This is a genomic window from Micromonospora sp. DT233 (assembly GCF_049841815.1).
In the GTDB taxonomy this organism is placed as follows: Bacteria; Actinomycetota; Actinomycetes; order Mycobacteriales; family Micromonosporaceae; genus Micromonospora.
In genome coordinates, this window is record NZ_JBNCLB010000009.1 from 56,056 (window position 1) to 73,186 (window position 17,131).

A 17,131-nucleotide genomic window follows, 5' to 3' on the forward strand; every position below is an offset into this window, starting at 1 on the left:
GATGGCGGGACCCGTGGTGGTGGTCGGTGACATCCTGCTCGACCGGGACGTCGAGGGGGTGGTCAACCGGCTCTGCCCGGACTCCCCGGTCCCGGTCCTCGACGAGTCCACGGCCGTGGACCGGCCCGGCGGCGCCGGCCTGGCGGCGGTCTTCGCCGCCGCCCAGGGCGCCGAGGTGGCCCTGGTGACCGCGCTCGCGGACGACGCCGGCGGGGCCCGCCTCGCCGAACTGCTGGCCGCCGCCGGCGTGCGGCTGTACGCGCTGCCGCTGCGCGGCGCCACCCCGGAGAAGATCCGCCTGCATGCCCGGGGCCGGGTGCTGCTGCGACACGACCGGGGCGGCCCGGCCGGCGAACCCGGCGCGCCGAGCGACACCGTGCTGCGGCTGCTCGCCCACGCGTCCGCCGTGCTGGTCAGCGACTACGGCCGGGGGGTGGCCCGGCAGCCGGCGCTGCGTTTCGCGCTCGCGGCGACCCGCGCGCCCGTGGTGTGGGATCCGCACCCGCGCGGGCCGGCGGCGGTCCCCGGCGTGCACCTGGCCACCCCGAACGAGTCGGAGGTACGCGAGCTGGTGCAAGACGCCGCCGGGGAGTCCCGGCTGGCCACCGCGTCCCGGGGCGCGCAGGAGCTGCGCCGGCGCTGGCGGGCCGGCGCGGTCACCGTGACCCTGGGCGGCGACGGCGCGCTGCTCTGCCACGCCGGGTCGACCCCGCTGGTGGTGCCCGCGCCGGCCCGCGCCGAGGGGGACACCTGCGGCGCGGGGGACCGCTTCGCGGCGACCGCCGCCGTGGCGCTGTCCCGGGGCGCGCTGGTCTCCGAGGCGGTGCGGGCGGCGGTCGCCGAGGCGTCGGCGTACGTCGCCGCCGGGGGAGTGGCCGCCGCGCTGCCGCCGCCCGGTCCGGCCCCCGTGCCCGCTTCCCGGCCCGCCGCCGGGGAGCGGGTCGGCGTCGTCGCCGCCGCCACGGTGGTCGCCTCGGTCCGCGCCGCCGGTGGCACCGTCGTCGCCACCGGCGGCTGCTTCGACCTGCTGCACGCCGGGCACCTGGCCACCCTGGAGGCGGCCCGCCAACTCGGCGACTGCCTGATCGTCTGCCTCAACTCCGACGCCAGCGTGGCCGGGCTGAAGGGGCCGGACCGGCCGGTGGTGGCACAGGGCGACCGGGGCCGGCTGCTGGCGGCGCTGGGCTGCGTCGACGCGGTGCTGGTCTTCGACGAGCCCACCCCGGAGGCGACCCTGACCTGGCTGCGCCCGGACGTCTGGGTCAAGGGCGGCGACTACGCCACCGGCGGCGAGCCGGGACTGCCCGAGGCGGAGCTGCTGCGCCGCTGGGGCGGGCACACGGTGGTCGTGCCGTACCTCGACGGGCACTCCACCACCGACCTGATCGCCGCCGCCCGCGCCGGCGGGGCGAGCACCGGGCCCGCCCCGCCGTCCGGCGTGCCGGTGGAGGCGACGGGGCGCGGCGCGGACGCTACGACGGCGAAGGGGGCACGATGACCGCGAACGCGGTGGGGGCGGGACCGATCGTCCTGGTCACGGGCGGGTCGAGCGGGTTGGGGGCGGCCGTGGTGACGGCCGTGGCGAACTCCGGCGGCCGGCCGCTGGTGCTGGACCGCAACGCGCCCGCCGACGGGGTGCCGTGGGCCGAGTGCGACCTGGCCGACACCCGGGCCGCCGAGGCGGCCACCCGGGCGTTGGCCGAACGCGCCGGCGGGCTCGACGCCGTCGTCACCGCCGCCGGCATCGACGTGCCGGGGCGGCTCGCCGACGTGCCGGGGGAGACCTGGGAGCGGATCGTCACGGTGGACCTGCTGGCCACCGCCGCGGTGATCCGGGCCGCCCTGCCCTGGCTGGAGGAGTCGCGGGGCAACGTGGTCACCGTCGCCTCCACCCTCGGCGTGAAGGCGGTCGGCGACGCCACCGCGTACTGCGCCGCGAAGTTCGGCGTCGTCGGCTTCACCCGCGCCCTCGCCGCCGAGCTGGCCGGGGCCGTCGGCGTCACCCTGCTCATCCCCGGCGGGATGCGTACGGCGTTCTTCGACACCCGCGACGCCCAGTACCGGCCGGGTCCCGACGCCAGTCTCAACGACCCCGCCGACACCGCCGCCGCCGTCCTGTTCGCCCTCTCCCAACCGCCCGGCAGCGCCGTACGCGAGCTGGTCGTCTGCGCGGAGCGGGAGTCGTCGTACCCGTGATCCTCGTGCTGCGCGCCCTGGGCGTCGGTGACCTCGCCACCGCGGTCCCCGCGCTGCGTGCGTTGCGCGCCGCGTACCCCTGCCGGGAGCTGGTCCTGGCCGCCCCGCGCTGGCTGGCCCCCCTGGTCGGGCTCGTCGGCGGCGTCGACCGCCTGCTGCCCGTCGACGGCCTCGACGGCCTCGACGCCCTCCCCGGGCCCGGAGGCGCGCCGCAGCTCGCGGTCAACCTGCACGGGTGCGGCCCCCGGTCGCACCGGCTGCTGGCCGCCACCGGCCCCGGCGGGCTGCTGGCCTACGCCAACCCCGCCGCCGACCACCTGGACGGGCCGGGCTGGCGCGACGACGAACACGAGGTGGACCGCTGGTGCCGGCTGCTGGCCTGGTACGGCATTCCGGCCGACCGCGACGACCTGGCCCTGTCCCGCCCCGCGCCGGACCGGGTGCCGACCGGGGTCACCGTCGTGCACCCCGGCAGCAAGGTGCCCGCCAAGCGCTGGCCGGCGCGGCGCTTCGCGGCGTTGGCCCGGGAGCTGACCGACCGGGGGCACCGGGTGCTGGTCACCGGGTCGGCCGACGAGCGGGAGCTGGCCGGGCGGGTGGCGTACCACGCGGGGTTGCCGCCGCAGGCGGTCCTCGCCGGCCGCACGGACCTCGGCGACCTCGCCGCCCTCGTCGCCCACGCCCGCCTGGTGGTCAGCGGCGACACCGGCGTCGCGCACCTCGCCACCGGCTACGGCACGCCGTCGGTGGTGCTCTTCGGGCCGGTGCCGCCGGCCCGGTGGGGGCCGCCGCCGGACCGCCCCCGACACCGGGTCCTCTGGGCCGGCACCGCCGCGACCGGCGGTGCGGCGGCACGGGATTGGTCCCCCTCCGCCGGGGTACGAACCGCTGCGACACTGACGGCCGTCGGTGTCGACGACGTGCTGGCGGCCGTGGACGAGGCGGAACAGGCGGTGCGGATCTCCGGTGCGGTTACGGCGTAGTGATCCGGGCGGGCCGGGGTACGGCCGGCGGCGCAGCGGCAAGGGCTGGGCCTTCCTCGACCCGGCCGGCGGGACGCTCCGTGACCCCGACGAGCTGGCCCGGCTGCGGGGGCTGGTGATCCCGCCGGCCTGGCGGGACGTCTGGATCTCGCCGCACCCCAACGGGCACATCCAGGCCATCGGGATCGACGCCGCCGGCCGCAAGCAGTACCTCTACCACCCCCAGTGGCGGCGCAAGCGCGACGAGGCGAAGTTCGACCACGTGCTGCGGGTGGCCCACCGGCTGCCGGTGCTGCGCGAGCGGGTGGAACGCGACCTGGCCGGCCGCGAGCTGAACCGGGACCGGGTGCTGGCCACGGTCGCCCGCCTGCTCGACATGGGGATGTTCCGGGTCGGCAGCGACCAGTACGCCGTCGGCGACGACGCCACCTTCGGCGTGGCCACGCTGCGCCCCGAGCACGCCCGGCAACGGGGCGGCTGCGTGGTCTTCGAGTTCCCCGCCAAGGGCGGCATCGAGCAGGTGCGCCGGATCTCCGACCCGCAGCTGTGCCGGGTGCTGCTGCACCTGCGCCGGCGGCGGCGCGACGCCGAGCGGCTCTTCGGCTACCTCGACGGCCGGGACTGGCGCGACGTGCGCAGCGACGAGGTCAACGAGTACCTGCGCGACGCCAGCGGCGGCGAGATGACCGCTAAGGACTTCCGCACCTGGCACGCCACCGTGCTGGCCGCCACCGAGCTGGCCAGCCGGGGGCCGGCACGCTCGGTCACGGCCCGGCGCAAGGCGGTCGCGGCGGTGATGCGCGAGGTCGCCGAGCTGCTCGGCAACACCCCGACGGTGGCGCGGACGTCGTACGTGGATCCCCGGGTGGTCGACATGTTCCACGACGGGGTGGTCGCGCCGGTGGGCTCGGAGATGCCCCGGGAGGAGGCCGAGCGGCGGGTGCTGAAGCTGCTGGAGGAGGCCTGAGGCGCCGGCGCGGGCAGCGGGGTAGCGCAGGCTGTACCGGGAGGAGGGCAGCAGGCAGGATCGTCTCCTTTTCGGACTCCTTGCACCATTGATGGTGTCAAGCGTTACCGAGATCGAGGAGTGATCATGCCCGCGAAGCTGGACAATTCCGCCCGCCGTCGCCGCCGGAGCCTGCGGCTGGCAGCCGGCGCGTTGGCCGTCGTCACCAGCGCCGCCCTGGCCACCCCCTCGGCGTTCGCCGCCGCCGAGACCAGCCGCAACGCCGCCCCGAGGGACGCGGTCCAACAGCAACTGGACGGCCTGGTCGGCAGGGACGGCTTCCCCGGGGCGCTCGCCTCGGTGCGGGGCGCCGGTGGGCGGGTCCGTGACTACACCGCCGGAGTCGGCGATCTCCGGACGCGCGGCCCGGTTCCTCGCGATGGCCAGGTCCGCATCGGCAGCAACACCAAGACCTTCACCGCCGTGGTCGTCCTGCAGCTGGTGGGTGAGGGCCGCATCGACCTGGACGCCACGGTCGAGCACTACCTGCCCGGCGTCGTGCGCGGCCACGGCAACGACGGCAACAAGATCACCGTACGCCAGCTGCTGCAGCAGAACAGCGGGCTGCCCGACTACGACGATGTGCTCTTCACCAAGGCCGAGGACCTGATCGACAAGAGTCACTCGTACTACGAGCCGCGCCGGCTCGTGGACGCCGCGCTCACGAGTGCGCCGCACTTCAACCCCGGAGAGAGGTGGGAGTACAGCAACACCAACTTCGTCCTCGCCGGGCTCATCGTCGAGCAGGTCACCGAACGTCCGATCGGCGAGGAGATCACCAACCGCATCATCAAGCCGCTCGGTCTGCGTGACACCTACTGGCCGGGCGTCGGGGAGCAGCGGCTCCGGGGCACCCACCCGCACGGCTACGTCGCGGTGGCCCCGGGCGCACCGTGGGTGGACGTCACCGACATGGACCCGTCCCTGGGCTGGGCCGCAGGCCAGCTGGTCTCGACCCCGGACGAGCTGCGGAGCTTCTTCGAGGCGCTGATGGCCGGGCGGTTGCTCAAGCCCGCCCAGCAGGCGGCCCTGACGAAGACCATCCCCGCGCCCGGCTTCGAGCCGACCGGCGAGTACGCGTACGGCCTCGGAATCGCCCGGCGCGAACTCTCCTGCGGCGGCTTCGGCTGGGGACACGGCGGCGACATCCAGGGCTTCGAGACCCGCAACCTGGTCACCCGGGACGGCCGTAGCGCCGTGGTGGCGGTGACCGGCCTGCCGACCTCCGAGCAGATGCTCAACGACGTGAACAACAGCGTCGACGTGGCGATCTGCGGCACCGGCCGCTGAGGCGGTTACGGCACCGGGCATCCACCGGCGACACCGGCCGCCCCCCGTTACGGGGGGCGGCCGGTGTCGCCGGTGCATCAGTCGTTGAGGACCTCGAAAGAGCCGGCGGCACGGGGCGCGGTGGGGCCGCGTCGAATCGCCGCGAGCAGGTCTTCCGCCGTGCGCGCCGCCGGGCAGCACGGCACCCGGCACACCGGGCAGCGCCCGTCGCGACCGGGGGCGTGCCGACGCAGGACCGTGCGGGCCGCCAGGGCGAGCCGGTTGCGGATCTGGGCCAGGGAGAGCAACGGCGCGGTCACCGGGTCAGCCCGACCAGCGCGGCCAGTCGCGCCACGTCGGCCGGCATCGGCCCGCAGCGGTGCACGTCGGCGAGCACCGTACACGCCACCGGCCGGCACCGGATCTCCGCCGGGGCGGTCCGGTGCGCGTCGACCAACGCGCGGCCCGCCCGCAGCAGGTCACCCACCTGCAGGTACGCCCGCGCGGCGTCGATCAGGTGCGCGGCCCGATGCTCGACGGGCAGGCGCCCCCACCCGCTGCCGCCGATGGCCTTCTCGTGCCAGGCGACCGCCTCGGCGCCGTCGCCCAACTCGACCGCCGCCACCACCCGGGCCGCCGCCACGGTGGTGGGTCCGAACTGATCCCGGCCCTCGCCGACCCGCTCGGCGGCCTTGGCCGCCTGGTCGAACAGCTCGGCGACGCCGGGCGCGTCGCCGCAGACGGCGGCGGCCAGGGCGGCCTCGACCAGCAGCGTCCCGCACAACGCCAGCTCCCCCGGCGGCCCGTCGTGCGGCACGGCCGGCGCGATCCGCTGCGCGGCGGCGATCGTCACGCCCATCGCCAGCCGGCCCCGCTTCGTCGCGCGCAACGCCTGCCCGAGCGGGATCGCCGCCGTCGCCTGCCGCAGCGGGTCACCGCCGGCCACCGCCATCGCCCGGTCGGCGGCCAACCACGCCAGGTCCGGTTCCCCCAGCTTCACCAGCGCCGACGCCATGATCCGGTACACCCGCGAAGAACGCATGGCTTCCTCCTTGCGTCGCGACCTTGGAAGACGTGGATGCCCAAGTGTGGGAAGTCCGCTCGGGCATCCACGTCGGCGAGGACGGTCCGACAGCGCCAACCGAGGGAAGCGGCCTCTTTTGCAACCTCCAACAGGTACCGTTGGGTAGTCAAGGGTTGGGGCAGGTGGTCTACTCGGGTTGCCAACCGAGGAGAAGCACCGTGCCACCGCGTTACCGCTATGAGCAGATCGCCGACGACCTCGCCGCCCGCATCGCGTCGGGAGAGTTCTCACCCGGTTCCAAGCTGCCCAGCCGGCGAGAGTTGATCGAGCAGTACGGGGTCACCGAACCGGTGATCGACCGCGCCATGCAGGTGCTCCGGATCAAGGGGATGACGGAGACGCTGCCGGGCGTCGGTGTCTTCGTCGCCGAGTAGCGAACTCCGCCTCGCGCCCTCCCACAGGCCCAAGATCCGAGCATTTTCCCTGAAAATGCTGCCTGAATTGGGCGTTCACCCAGCATTTTCCCTGAAGATGCTCGGATCTTGACCGGCGTCCGGGTGGACAGCTCCGCCGCCGCGACATCTACGGCGCACATCTGAGCAAGCACAACGATCGTCGTCCATAGGCGCCCTGCGAGCCCTTCGGTACGCGAAGATCGATGTCGGAGGCCCCCGCTTCCCGCTCGCCGCCGTCCCATCCCTCCCTGCAGGGTCAAGATCCGAACATCTTCCCCGAAGATGCTGCCTCGGACGGCGTTCACACAGCATTCTTCCTGAAGTTGCGCGGATCTTGACTGTGGGAAGAGCGAGTGGCGGCTGCTCACCCGTCACGATGCGTCCCTCAGGATGCGGTGCATCTGACGTACCGGCAGGGCCGGGTTGGCTGCCGCGTAGAAGGCCAGGTCCGGGTCGTCGAGCAAGGCGATGATCCGCTTTCTCGGCAGGCGTCGGCAGCCGGCCATCGCTTGCCGGACGGCGGTATCCGGATCGGCGGAGAGGTGGTCGACGAGTTGCGGGTCGGCGTGTGGGTCGAGAGCGACCAGGTGCCGTACCGCCGGATCCGGGTGGGTGGCGAATCGGGCCAGTCCCGCGACGGGGAAGTTCGGCAGCGAGGTGAGTCGGTCCCGGCCGCAGCCGTCGTACTCGAGAAAGCAGCGTGCCAACAGCGCCGGTGGCGCCTTGGGGTGGTGCTGGGCGAGCAGCACCCTGGTGCCGAGGTCGCTGTCCTCGGCGAGGGCGGCGACCAGGGGCGTCGGTAGCTGCGGATGGCGGGCCGCGCGTCGACGCAGCAGCGGATTGACCGATCTCGCCCATCGCAGCGCGTCGGCGAGAGGCGGCACCGATTCGTCCGGTGCGTGCTGGACGGAGAGGCTGCACCCGTCCCGGGGGCCGTAGTGCCCGGCGCCGGCAACCGTCGCGAGATCGATATCTATGCCGGCCCGCTGCTGTTCGGTGAGGTGGGGGTGGACGGAGACGGCGGTGCGGACCTCGGCCGTCGGGTCGGCAGCGAGTCGGAGCGCCTGCGCGCCGGTCAGGTCGGGGCGGGTGGCGAGTTTCCGGCGGACGTCGGCGGCAGGGTGGCCGAGCAGTGTCTCCACGACGTCGGGCGGCGTCGACGCATTGGTGGCGACGAAGCACACGGCTTCCACGTCGCCACTGGCCAGCACCTGGTCCACCAACGCTCGGGAGAGCGGCCGCTGCAGCACCGACCAGAAGGCGTGGCAGTGCGTCGAGGGCAGGTCCGCGGGCTGCATGAGGCGCCGCTGCTCGGCTTGGGCCTGCGCGGCTGCCGCCCGGACCTCGGGGACCGGGTCCCCCAGCAGGGTCTCCCGCGTCGGATCGTCCAGGAAGTGCAGAGCGCCCGCAGCGAAGCGGCGCACCCCGGGCTGCGGGTGCCCGGAGGCCAGCAGGAACAGTCGCCGCTCATGGCGCATCGCGAAGGCCAGTTCCCAGAGCAGTTCCTCGCGGGTGAACGGCACCCCGGTAGGTGGTTCGTCGAGAAGGGTCAGCAGCCGCACCAGCGCGGCGTCGGAGAGTGGTTGCTGCCCGGGACGCCCGAACGCCCGGGTCCACACCTGCCACTGTGGGTCGTCCAGGAGCCCGCTGCGGGTCCGCGCAGCCACCCCGGGATGTTCGGCCAGCGCGATACGTACTCGGCGGGACGGGTGTCGTGCCATCACGTCCTGCACGGGCATCGGCAGGTGGGCGCGGCCTCGTAACCCCTCGCATGCCTGCTCCGGCCACTGGTGGATCAGCCGGAGCAGCACATCGGTCGGTGCCGCCGGGTTCTGGGCCAGGCCGCGCAACAGCGGCGCCGAGGCCGGAATCTGATCCGTCGACACCTTTCCGATCATGGCGCGGATCCTAATGCCCCCACCATCGATGTCCGGCCATCGGTGCAGGGCATTCGCCATTCGACCGGCATACCGAGGCCGCCCCGGCACTGCTGTCCACCGTGGTGGCGTTGTTCCGGCCCGTCCGACCCACCCTAGGCCCAAGATCTGCGCACCTTCTCCGCAGATGCTGGGTCGATCGGCGTTCAACCGGCCCGAAGATGCGCAGATCTTGGGCGTGGGGGAGTAGGGAGGGCTGCGCCGCGAAGAGGCATACGCCGCGAGTAGGCGGATCAGTTGCCGGCGATGGCGGCCCGGGAGCCGCCGACGGTGCCCCGGACGGCATTGGCGGCCAACTCCTTGACGCGGCTGGTCGGCAGCGGGTTGCCCGGGTTGTCGAGGAACCAGCTCTGCTGCTCTTGCGGGCGGGCCGGGCGAGGACGAGCAACCGGCGGAAGTCGCCTCGCCCCTCCCGCAGGTCCAAGATCCGAGCATTTTCCCTGAAAATGCTGCCTCAATTGGGCGTTCACCCAGCATTTTCCCTGAAGATGCTCGGATCTTGACCGGCGTCCGGGCGCGGACGAAGTTGTGTGGATCTTGGCCTGTCGCCTGGGCGAGCGTCACGAGGGTGGCCGGTCACCGCCCGGCCGAATCGCTCGGCGACGTCCTGGATCACGAGGTTCGACGGGGTGCGGAAGTCTTCGAACCGACCGGCGATCGACTGGTCTAGCAGCGGTTCGTGTCGCTGCGACGGCAGGCCCGCGAGGCCGAGGAACCAGCGCACCTGTCGACAGTGCCACTGCCAACCGCCGTCCGCGCAGGTCCGGTCGACCACCACGGTGACCAGGTGCAGCAGCGCCTGCTCCCACCGGGCCGGATCGGCCGGCTCGGCGGCGAGTGACGGCAGGAACCGGTCGAAGCGTTCGGAGAGCTCCTCCAGCCACCCCCGCCACTCGATCAACGAATCGGTGACCGCGCCGAGCGTGTGCTCCGGGTCGCCCATGCTGTCGTGGGGGCAGCACCACGCGTGGACGGGGCCGCCGTCGAAGTCCGCCTCACCGACGCCCCACCGCCAGCCCGAGGCCCAGTGCCCGTAGTGACCGACGATGGCGAAGCTCATCTCGTTGACCCACCGGGTGCCCTCTTCCTGCGCCCATTCGTACGACGCCGACCTGTCGGCGCGGTCGGACGGGCCTGGTGGGGACGGCGAGCGCGGGCGGCAGGGACCGGATGACGGCCGGGGCCTGGCCCGGGTCGAAGGGCTTTCCCGGCCGGGTCCACCTCCGGCCAGGTCAGGTCGTAAGGCCTGATCCTCGGGTCGTAGCTGCGCCGGTATGGCGGGTCGGACAACGGGCGGCCTCCGGGGAGAGTGGGGCGAAAGCGCCGTTCCGGCCGCCCTCCGGTTATGGGGAACGGCCGGCCCGACGCCCACAAGATCAGTCGTTGAGGACCTGGGAGAGCCGGTCGCGGAAGCGCCGCTCGGAGTCGCTGACCTGGTCGCCGCCGAGGCCGAGGATGCCGCCGCTGGACGCCGCGCCGACCACGTTCTCGGCGACCTTGATCAGCCAGTGCTTGTAGGCGCCGGCCTCGCCCTCGTCGACCTTGTCGACCAGCAGCCGGGCCGCCGAGGCCGCCCGGTTCAGCACGTCCTCGATCATCGCCCGGGGATCGGTGGGCACGATCACCGGCAGCTCCTCGCCGGCGTCCGGGTCGCCCACCCGGGAGACGAGCTCGGTCGCCACGGCGGCGACGAGCGGGCTGGCCGAGTCCCGGCCGGCGGAGATGGTCTCCATGCCGGCGGCGTTCTCGGCCATGGTGCGGCGGGAGCCGTCGCTCTCGGCGGCGCTCGCCGCCGTCAGCACCGCCTGGGGCAGGCCGACCAGCAGCCCCCACTCCTCGTCGGAGAAACCGAACCCGGTGTACGCCGGCTGCTCGATCACGGCCGAGCTCCTCTCATCTGTCTGACTGGGTGACGCCGTGGCACGGTGGCCCGGCTCAGGCTAGTCGAGGGTCAGCAGACCCTGTTCGGACACGACGGGCACCGAGAGCGTCTTGTAACCGACCTCTTCGAAGAGGACCGTCATCCGGTCCTCCTCGTAGCTGAGCACCATGCCGCTGCCCCACTCCGGGTGGCGCACCTGGCTGTGCACGGGGAAGGGCCCGCTGGCCCCGTCGTCGGCGACGCTCGTGCCGGCCAGGCAGTTGTCGCAGTGCCCGCAGACCTCGGTCATCTGCTCGCCGAAGTAGGCCAGCAGGTGCTGCCCCCGGCAGCCGGTGGTCTCGGCGAAGGCCCGCATCATGTCGGTGCGCGAGCGGGTCACGGTCTGCTGGCGTTCGGCCTCGGCCCGCGCGGCCTCGCCGGCCTCGACCGGCATCGGGGCGTACCGGGGGACGCCGATGCGCTGCCTCGCGCGCGGCTCGGCGGCGCCGACCTGCTCCAGCAGGGCGAGATACTGGCCGAGCTTGCGCGGCCCCAGGCCGGTCAGCTCGCGCAGCTCCTTCTTGGTGACCGGCTTGGCCCGCAGCAGGGCGGCCAGGTCGCGCAGCTCGTCGGGGTCGGGCAGGCCGCCGGAGAAGAAGCGTTGCAGCCCGACGTCCTCGGCCTGCCAGAGCAGCAGCACCCGGGCCTGCGCCCCGTCGCGTCCGGCCCGGCCGATCTCCTGGAAGTAGCTGTCCGGCGAGTCGGGCAGCGCCATGTGCACCACCCAGGCGATGTTGGGCTTGTCGATGCCCATGCCGAACGCCGAGGTGGCCACCATGATCGGCACCTCGTCGGCGAGGAACGCCTCGTGCAGCTCGTTGCGTGCCCCGGTGGGCATCCCGCCGTGGTAGTACTGCGCCGGATAGTCGGCGTCGGTGAGCCGGGCGGCCAGTTCCTCGGCCGCGCGCCGGGTCGGCACGTAGATGATCCCGGGGCGCTGGTCCTCGCGCAGCAACGCGATCAGCCGCCGCCACCGGTAGTCCTCGGTGGGGCAGTGCGCCACCTCGAGGAAGAGGTTGGGCCGGTCCAGCCCGGAGACCACCACCTCGGCGTCGCGCAGCCGCAGTCGGGCGATGATGTCGTCGCGTACCGGGGGTGAGGCGGTGGCGGTCAGGGCGACCACCGGGGGCCGGCCGATGCCCTCGATGAGGTGGCCCAGCGCCAGGTAGTCGGGGCGGAAGTCGTGCCCCCACGCCGAGATGCAGTGCGCCTCGTCGATGGCGACGAGGGCCGGCTTGAGCGACTTCACCTCCGCCATCCGATCGGGGTTGGCGAGCTGCTCCGGGGTGATGAAGAGGAACTCGGCCCGGCCCTCGCGGATCTCGGTGATCGCCTCCGCCTGCTGGGCGGGGCTCTCGTCCGAGCTGATCCGTACCGCCCGCAGTTCCGGGCGCTGGCGCTCGTTGAGCGCCGCGATCTGGTCCTGTTGCAGGGCGAGCAGGGGGGAGATCACCACGGTCGGGCCGGGGATCAGGCTGGCCGGGATCTGGTAGATCGCCGACTTGCCGGCGCCGGTGGGCAGGACCACCAGGGCGTCGCGGCGCTTCATCACCGCGCGCATGGCGGCGAGCTGGTTGGGCCGCAGGGCGGTCCAACCGAACAGGCTGCGCGCCGCGCGCCGCAGCGTCATCGCGTGCGTGGACAGTTTCATCGAGGTCCGGAGGTACCCGAGACGATCAACAACGAAACCCGGCCGGGGACGCGGCGGGCCCCGATGTCGGCGCGGCGCTCAGCGGCGGCCGACCGCCGCCCGGTCGGGAGGGCTCAGCGGCGGCCGAACGACGCCCCGGTGGCGGGCTCAGCGGCGGCCGAACATCGCCCGGATGGCGGCGAAGAGCAGCAGGCCGCCGACGACCAGACCGAGCAGGCGTACGCCGGGCACGTCGGCCACGCTGGTGGCGTCGGCGAGGGGCACGGATGGCATCCGCAAACTCTCCCACGCGGCGACCGCCGAACGCCACAGACTAACAGTAAGGTTTATTGACTATTTAAGTTCCCGGTGTGACCATGGCAGGACCGTCCGCAGCCGGCGGCCGGTCCGCAGCGAAAAAGACGGGGGTACGGCAGCCGCATGAGCAGCGCACCGAGGGGGAGGCTGGCGGCCCTGGCAGCCGCCGTCCTGCAACCAGGATTCGTCGGCACCACCCCACCGCCCTGGGTCCGCCGGTGGCTCGGTGAGGGGCTCGGCTCGGTGGTGCTCTTCGCCCGCAACATCGTCGACCTCGACCAGGTCGCCGCCCTCACCGCCGCCCTGCGCGCGGAGCGCCCCGACGTGGTCGTCGCCATCGACGAGGAGGCCGGCGACGTCACCCGGATCGAGTCCGCCCGGGGCAGCTCCCGCCCCGGCAACTTCGCCCTCGGCGCGGTCGACGACCAGGAGCTGACCCGCGCGGTGGCCCACGACCTCGGCCGCGAGCTGGCGGTGGCCGGCGTGACCCTCAACTACGCCCCGGACGTCGACGTCAACTCCAACCCGGCCAACCCGGTGATCGGGGTCCGGGCCTTCGGCGCCGACCCGGCCCTGGTCGCCCGGCACACCGCCGCCTGGGTGCAGGGTCTGCAGTCCGGCGGGGTGGCCGCCTGCGCCAAGCACTTCCCCGGCCACGGCGACACCCGCGTCGACTCGCACCACGACCTGCCCCGCATCGGCAAGACCCGCCGACAGCTCGACGCCTGCGAGCTGGTCCCGTTCCGGGCCGCCGTGGCCGCCGGGGTGCGGGCGGTGATGACCGGCCACCTGCTCGTACCCGCGCTGGACCCGGAGCTGCCGGCCACCCTCAGCCCGCGCATCCTCGGCGGCCTGCTCCGCGACGAGCTGGGCTTCTCCGGCGTGGTGGTCACCGACGCGGTGGAGATGCGGGCCGTCGCCGACCGGTACGGCTTCGCGGGGGCCGCCGTGCGCGCCCTCGCCGCGGGCGCCGACGCGATCTGCGTCGGCGGCGAACGCGCCGACGAGGGCGCCGCCCGCGAGCTGCGCGACGCCATCGTGGCCGCCGTGCTGACCGGCGAGCTCAGCGAGGACCGGCTGGCCGAGGCGGCCCAGCGGGTCGGCCGGCTCGCCACCTGGACCACGGCCGCCCGCGCCGGCGTGCCGACCCGCTCCGACGCCCGCCCGGACGGCTCACCGGTCGGGCTGGCCGCCGCCCGCCGGGCGGTCCGGGTGACCGCGCGGCGCGCGAGCGCCCCGACGCTGCCACTGGCCGCCGCCCCGCACGTGGTCGAGTTCGAGCCGCCGCGCAACATCGCCATCGGCGCGGAGACCCCCTGGGGCATCGCCGCCCCGCTGGCCGCCCTGCTGCCCGGCACCACCACGCTGCGCCTCGGCGAGGCCGACCTGCCGGCCGACGCGACCGCCGGGGCGGCCGGCCGGCCGCTGGTGCTGGTGGTCCGCGACCTGCACCGGCACGACTGGATGCGGGTCGCCGTCCGGCGGGCCGTCGCCGCCCGCCCCGACGCGGTGGTGGTCGAGCTGGGCGTGCCCGCGCTGGTCACCGGCGCGCTGCACGTGGCCACCCACGGCGCCACCCGGGCCGGGGCCCGCGCCGCCGCCGAACTGCTCGCCGGCCGCCGCTCTCGCCCCACCGCCCCCCTGACCGACCTAACCCACCCCGCAACCCGCTAACCCACCCCCCACCCCCACCCCCCACCCCCACCCCCACCCCCACCCCCACCCCACCGTCGGGTTGATCAAGAGGTTTGTGTCAGCGCAGAGATCGTTCCTGACGTAAACCTCTTGATCAACGCGTGCCGGGGTGGTCGGCCAGGCGGTCCAGCTCCGTGAGCAGCCGGTCCACCTCGTCTGGGGTGTTGTAGTGGTAGATGCTGGCGCGGATTGCGCCGCCGTCGGTGCGTAGGCCCATCGCCTGGAAGTACTCGTAGGCGTAGTAGTCGCCGTGGGCCAGGCAGAAGCCGCGTTCGCCGAGCGCGGCGGCGGTGTCGGCCGGGGTGCGCCCGGCCAGCCGGAACGACACCGTGGGGCAGCGCCGGGCCGCCGAGCCGTACACGGTGATCGCCGGGCGGGCGGTGAGGCCGGCGAGCAGCCGGGCGAAGACCTGCTCCTCGTGCTCCCGGGCGGCGGTCAGGCCGGCGCGTACCCGCGCCCGCCGGTCGCCGGTGGCGGCCGGGTCCAGCCCCGCCAGGTGCTCCACGGCGGCGGCCAGCCCGGCCAGCAGCGGGAAGCTCGGGGTGCCGTACTCGAACCGGTCGGGCACCGCGTCGGAGGACGGACGCAGCTTGGCCGGGCGCAGCGCCGCCCAGACGCCCGCGTCGGCCACCATCGCCGCCAGGTGCGGCCCGGACCACTTGTAGGCGCTGGTCACCAGGAAGTCCGCGCCGAGCGCGGCGACGTCGGTGGGGCCGTGCGGCACCGTGTGCACCCCGTCCACGCAGAGCAGCGCCCCGGCCGCGTGCGCCACCGCGGCGATCGCCGGCACGTCCGGCATCGTGCCGATCGCGTTGCTGCCGGCGGTCACCGCGACCAGCCGGGTCCGCTCGCCGACCAGCTCGGCGTACTGGTCGGCCGGCAGCTCCCCGGTGGCGCGGTCGAACTCCGCCCAGCGCACGGTCGCGCCGGCCGCCTCGGCCGCCTGCACCCACGGCCGCACGTTCGCGTCGTGGTCCAGCCGGGAGACCACCACCTCGTCGCCGGGCCGCCAACCCGCGCCGAGGGTACGGGCCAGCGTGTACGTCAGCGCGGTCGCGCTCGGCCCGAGCACCACCCCCTCCGGCCGCGCCCCGAGCAGGTCCGCCACCGCGCCACGGGCGGCGGCCACCAGCTCCAACGACCGGCGACCCGGGGCGTACGCGGCGCTGCGGTTGCCGACGGCGGCGCGCATGGCGGCGGCGACCGCGTCGACGACGCAGGCGGCGCTCTGGGTGCCCCCGGCGCCGTCGAGGTGGACGTAACCCTCGGCCAGGGCGGGGTAGGCGGCCCGGGTGCGGGCGATGTCGAACGGCATGGAGCGCACCCTAGCCCCGCCGCCCGGCCCGGCTGAGCGGGCAAGGGGCCCTTGCCGTGCGGCGGAGGGTCGCGGGAGTCTCGTACCCTGACCGGGTGACCAACCGATCCGGTACCTCCCCGTCCATCCCCGTCCGTCGGGCCGCCGGCCTGCTCGCCGGCCTCGCGCTGGGTGTCGCCCTGCTGGCCGGATGCAGCTCCGAGGGTGCCTCCACCGACTGCGGCCTGGACGCCTGCACGGTCACCTTCGACCGGGGCGTCGACGCCAGCGCCACCATCCTCGGTGTCGAGGCCAAGCTCGTCGGCGCCCAGGGCGACCAGGTGACCGTCGAGGTCGCCGGCGAGCAGCTGTCGCTGACCGTGGGGCAGCAGGCCACGGAGGTCGGTGGCTTCGCCGTGACCCTCGACAGCGTCACCGACCAGGAGGTCAAGATCCGGGTTTCGCGTAATCCCAGTAACTGATCGTCGCCGTGCGGCGGTGGCCGACGTTTGGGGATCTCCCCAATCGGAGATTGTGGCGACATGTCACTCACCCAGAACGCCGAAGCCACCGCCTCGCAGGCTGCGAACAGCCGGTGGCTCGAACTACTCGCCCGCGCCGGCTTCATCGGCTACGGCGTCGTGCACCTGCTGATCGCCTGGCTCGCCCTGCAGATCGCCTTCGGCGAATCGGGCGGCAAGAGCGGCGACCAGTCCGGTGCGCTCAGCACCCTGGCCGAGAAGCCGATGGGCAAGTTCCTCTGCGTCGCCATCGCCGTCGGCATGCTGGCCATGGCCATCTGGCAGGCGCTGGAGGCCGCCGTCGGCCACCAGGCCGAGCGCGGCAAGGAGCGGATCCTCGAGCGCGTCGCCTCCGTCGCCCGCACCCTGGTCTACCTCTACTTCGCCTGGACGGCCTGGAAGGTCTTCTCCAACGCCGGCTCCGACAGCGGTGACCAGTCCGAGGCGCTGACCGGCAAGCTGATGACCTCCTCCGGTGGCCGGGTGCTGGTCGGGCTGGCCGGTCTGGTGCTCGCCGGCATCGGCATCGGTCTGGTGGTCTACGGCTGGAAGAAGAAGTTCGAGAAGCGCCTGAAGACCGGCGAGATGGACGCCCACACCCGCACGCTGGCCCGTCGCCTCGGCATGGCCGGTTACATCGCCAAGGGCGTCGCGTACGCCATCGCCGGCCTGCTGGTCGTGCTGGCCGCGGTCAACTACGACCCGGAGAAGGCCCGCGGCCTGGACTCGGCGCTGCGCACCCTGCGGGACCAGTCCTACGGCCCGGTGCTGCTCGTCCTGGTCGCCCTCGGGATCGCCTGCTACGGCGTCTACTGCTTCCTCCAGTCCCGGTACCGCAAGGTCTGACCTGGCCGGATCGGCACGCAGCGGGCACCATTGGGC

17 protein-coding genes are annotated in these 17,131 nt (G+C 74.0%); 9 read left to right on the forward strand and 8 right to left on the reverse strand.

The genetic code is table 11. The features are described from left to right. Position 1: 1 nt before the first annotated feature. The 5 genes from ACLQ2V_RS19740 (at position 2) to ACLQ2V_RS19760 (ending at position 5,475) form a co-directional block, all read left to right on the forward strand. Positions 2 to 1,498: a PfkB family carbohydrate kinase gene (locus tag ACLQ2V_RS19740; protein ID WP_425719996.1), complete on the forward strand. Its 1,497-nt coding sequence runs from the start codon at positions 2 to 4 to the stop codon at positions 1,496 to 1,498. Between the two features lie 11 nt (positions 1,499 to 1,509). Next, positions 1,510 to 2,196 carry an SDR family oxidoreductase gene (locus ACLQ2V_RS19745; protein ID WP_425720123.1) on the forward strand — a complete coding sequence of 229 codons (687 nt, stop codon included), beginning with the start codon at positions 1,510 to 1,512 and terminating at the stop codon, positions 2,194 to 2,196. Next, complete coding sequence (locus ACLQ2V_RS19750) at positions 2,193 to 3,179, forward strand: glycosyltransferase family 9 protein (protein WP_425719997.1); 987 nt, start codon at positions 2,193 to 2,195, stop codon at positions 3,177 to 3,179. Before ACLQ2V_RS19745 ends, ACLQ2V_RS19750 begins: the two co-directional genes overlap by 4 nt. Further along, a complete protein-coding gene (locus ACLQ2V_RS19755; RefSeq protein WP_425719998.1) occupies positions 3,163 to 4,146 on the forward strand; it encodes a DNA topoisomerase IB in 984 nt (327 codons plus the stop codon). The genes ACLQ2V_RS19750 and ACLQ2V_RS19755 overlap by 17 nt, the downstream gene beginning before the upstream one ends. A 126-nt stretch (positions 4,147 to 4,272) precedes the next feature. Continuing rightward, on the forward strand, positions 4,273 to 5,475 hold the full coding sequence (locus tag ACLQ2V_RS19760) for a serine hydrolase domain-containing protein (protein WP_425719999.1): 1,203 nt from the start codon (positions 4,273 to 4,275) through the stop codon (positions 5,473 to 5,475). A 77-nt stretch (positions 5,476 to 5,552) separates the two neighbouring features. Here ACLQ2V_RS19760 and ACLQ2V_RS19765 read toward each other — a convergent pair whose 3' ends face one another. Both ACLQ2V_RS19765 and ACLQ2V_RS19770 read right to left on the reverse strand, forming a co-directional pair. Continuing rightward, positions 5,553 to 5,774: a hypothetical protein gene (locus ACLQ2V_RS19765; protein ID WP_425720000.1), complete on the reverse strand. Its 222-nt coding sequence runs from the start codon at positions 5,772 to 5,774 to the stop codon at positions 5,553 to 5,555. Next, positions 5,771 to 6,496: a hypothetical protein gene (locus ACLQ2V_RS19770; protein WP_425720001.1), complete on the reverse strand. Its 726-nt coding sequence runs from the start codon at positions 6,494 to 6,496 to the stop codon at positions 5,771 to 5,773. The genes ACLQ2V_RS19765 and ACLQ2V_RS19770 overlap by 4 nt, the downstream gene beginning before the upstream one ends. A 164-nt stretch (positions 6,497 to 6,660) precedes the next feature. Between ACLQ2V_RS19770 and ACLQ2V_RS19775 the strand changes: the two genes are divergently transcribed. Further along, the gene (locus ACLQ2V_RS19775; RefSeq protein ID WP_425720124.1) at positions 6,661 to 6,912 is read left to right on the forward strand and encodes a FadR/GntR family transcriptional regulator; all 252 of its coding nucleotides are present in this window, start codon (positions 6,661 to 6,663) and stop codon (positions 6,910 to 6,912) included. Positions 6,913 to 7,304: 392 nt separating this feature from the next. On the opposite strand, the gene ACLQ2V_RS19780 is transcribed toward ACLQ2V_RS19775, so the two are convergent. The 5 genes from ACLQ2V_RS19780 to ACLQ2V_RS19800 all read right to left on the reverse strand — a co-directional run bounded on the left by ACLQ2V_RS19780 (position 7,305) and on the right by ACLQ2V_RS19800 (position 12,715). Beyond that, a complete protein-coding gene (locus ACLQ2V_RS19780) occupies positions 7,305 to 8,831 on the reverse strand; it encodes a hypothetical protein (protein WP_425720002.1) in 1,527 nt (508 codons plus the stop codon). Between the two features lie 505 nt (positions 8,832 to 9,336). Next, the gene (locus ACLQ2V_RS19785) at positions 9,337 to 9,930 is read right to left on the reverse strand and encodes a hypothetical protein (RefSeq protein WP_425720003.1); all 594 of its coding nucleotides are present in this window, start codon (positions 9,928 to 9,930) and stop codon (positions 9,337 to 9,339) included. Between the two features lie 316 nt (positions 9,931 to 10,246). Beyond that, positions 10,247 to 10,750 (reverse strand): hypothetical protein, encoded by a 504-nt coding sequence (locus tag ACLQ2V_RS19790; RefSeq protein WP_425720004.1) that lies wholly within the window; start codon positions 10,748 to 10,750, stop codon positions 10,247 to 10,249. Between the two features lie 60 nt (positions 10,751 to 10,810). Beyond that, the gene (locus tag ACLQ2V_RS19795) at positions 10,811 to 12,442 is read right to left on the reverse strand and encodes a RecQ family ATP-dependent DNA helicase (protein ID WP_425720005.1); all 1,632 of its coding nucleotides are present in this window, start codon (positions 12,440 to 12,442) and stop codon (positions 10,811 to 10,813) included. 147 nt (positions 12,443 to 12,589) lie between these two features. Continuing rightward, positions 12,590 to 12,715 (reverse strand): hypothetical protein, encoded by a 126-nt coding sequence (locus tag ACLQ2V_RS19800; protein ID WP_425720006.1) that lies wholly within the window; start codon positions 12,713 to 12,715, stop codon positions 12,590 to 12,592. A gap of 147 nt (positions 12,716 to 12,862) precedes the next feature. Here ACLQ2V_RS19800 and ACLQ2V_RS19805 point away from each other — a divergent pair, with 147 nt between their 5' ends. Next, a complete protein-coding gene (locus ACLQ2V_RS19805) occupies positions 12,863 to 14,413 on the forward strand; it encodes a glycoside hydrolase family 3 protein (protein ID WP_425720007.1) in 1,551 nt (516 codons plus the stop codon). Positions 14,414 to 14,528: 115 nt separating this feature from the next. Here ACLQ2V_RS19805 and ACLQ2V_RS19810 read toward each other — a convergent pair whose 3' ends face one another. Continuing rightward, positions 14,529 to 15,749, reverse strand: a complete 1,221-nt coding sequence (locus tag ACLQ2V_RS19810; protein WP_425720008.1) for a cysteine desulfurase-like protein — start codon at positions 15,747 to 15,749, stop codon at positions 14,529 to 14,531. Between the two features lie 95 nt (positions 15,750 to 15,844). Between ACLQ2V_RS19810 and ACLQ2V_RS19815 the strand changes: the two genes are divergently transcribed. After that, positions 15,845 to 16,210, forward strand: coding sequence for a hypothetical protein (locus ACLQ2V_RS19815; protein ID WP_425720009.1), 366 nt, complete (start codon positions 15,845 to 15,847; stop codon positions 16,208 to 16,210). Between the two features lie 60 nt (positions 16,211 to 16,270). After that, entirely contained in the window at positions 16,271 to 17,095 is an 825-nt protein-coding gene (locus tag ACLQ2V_RS19820; protein WP_425720010.1) for a DUF1206 domain-containing protein, read from the forward strand. Positions 17,096 to 17,131 lie beyond the last annotated feature (36 nt).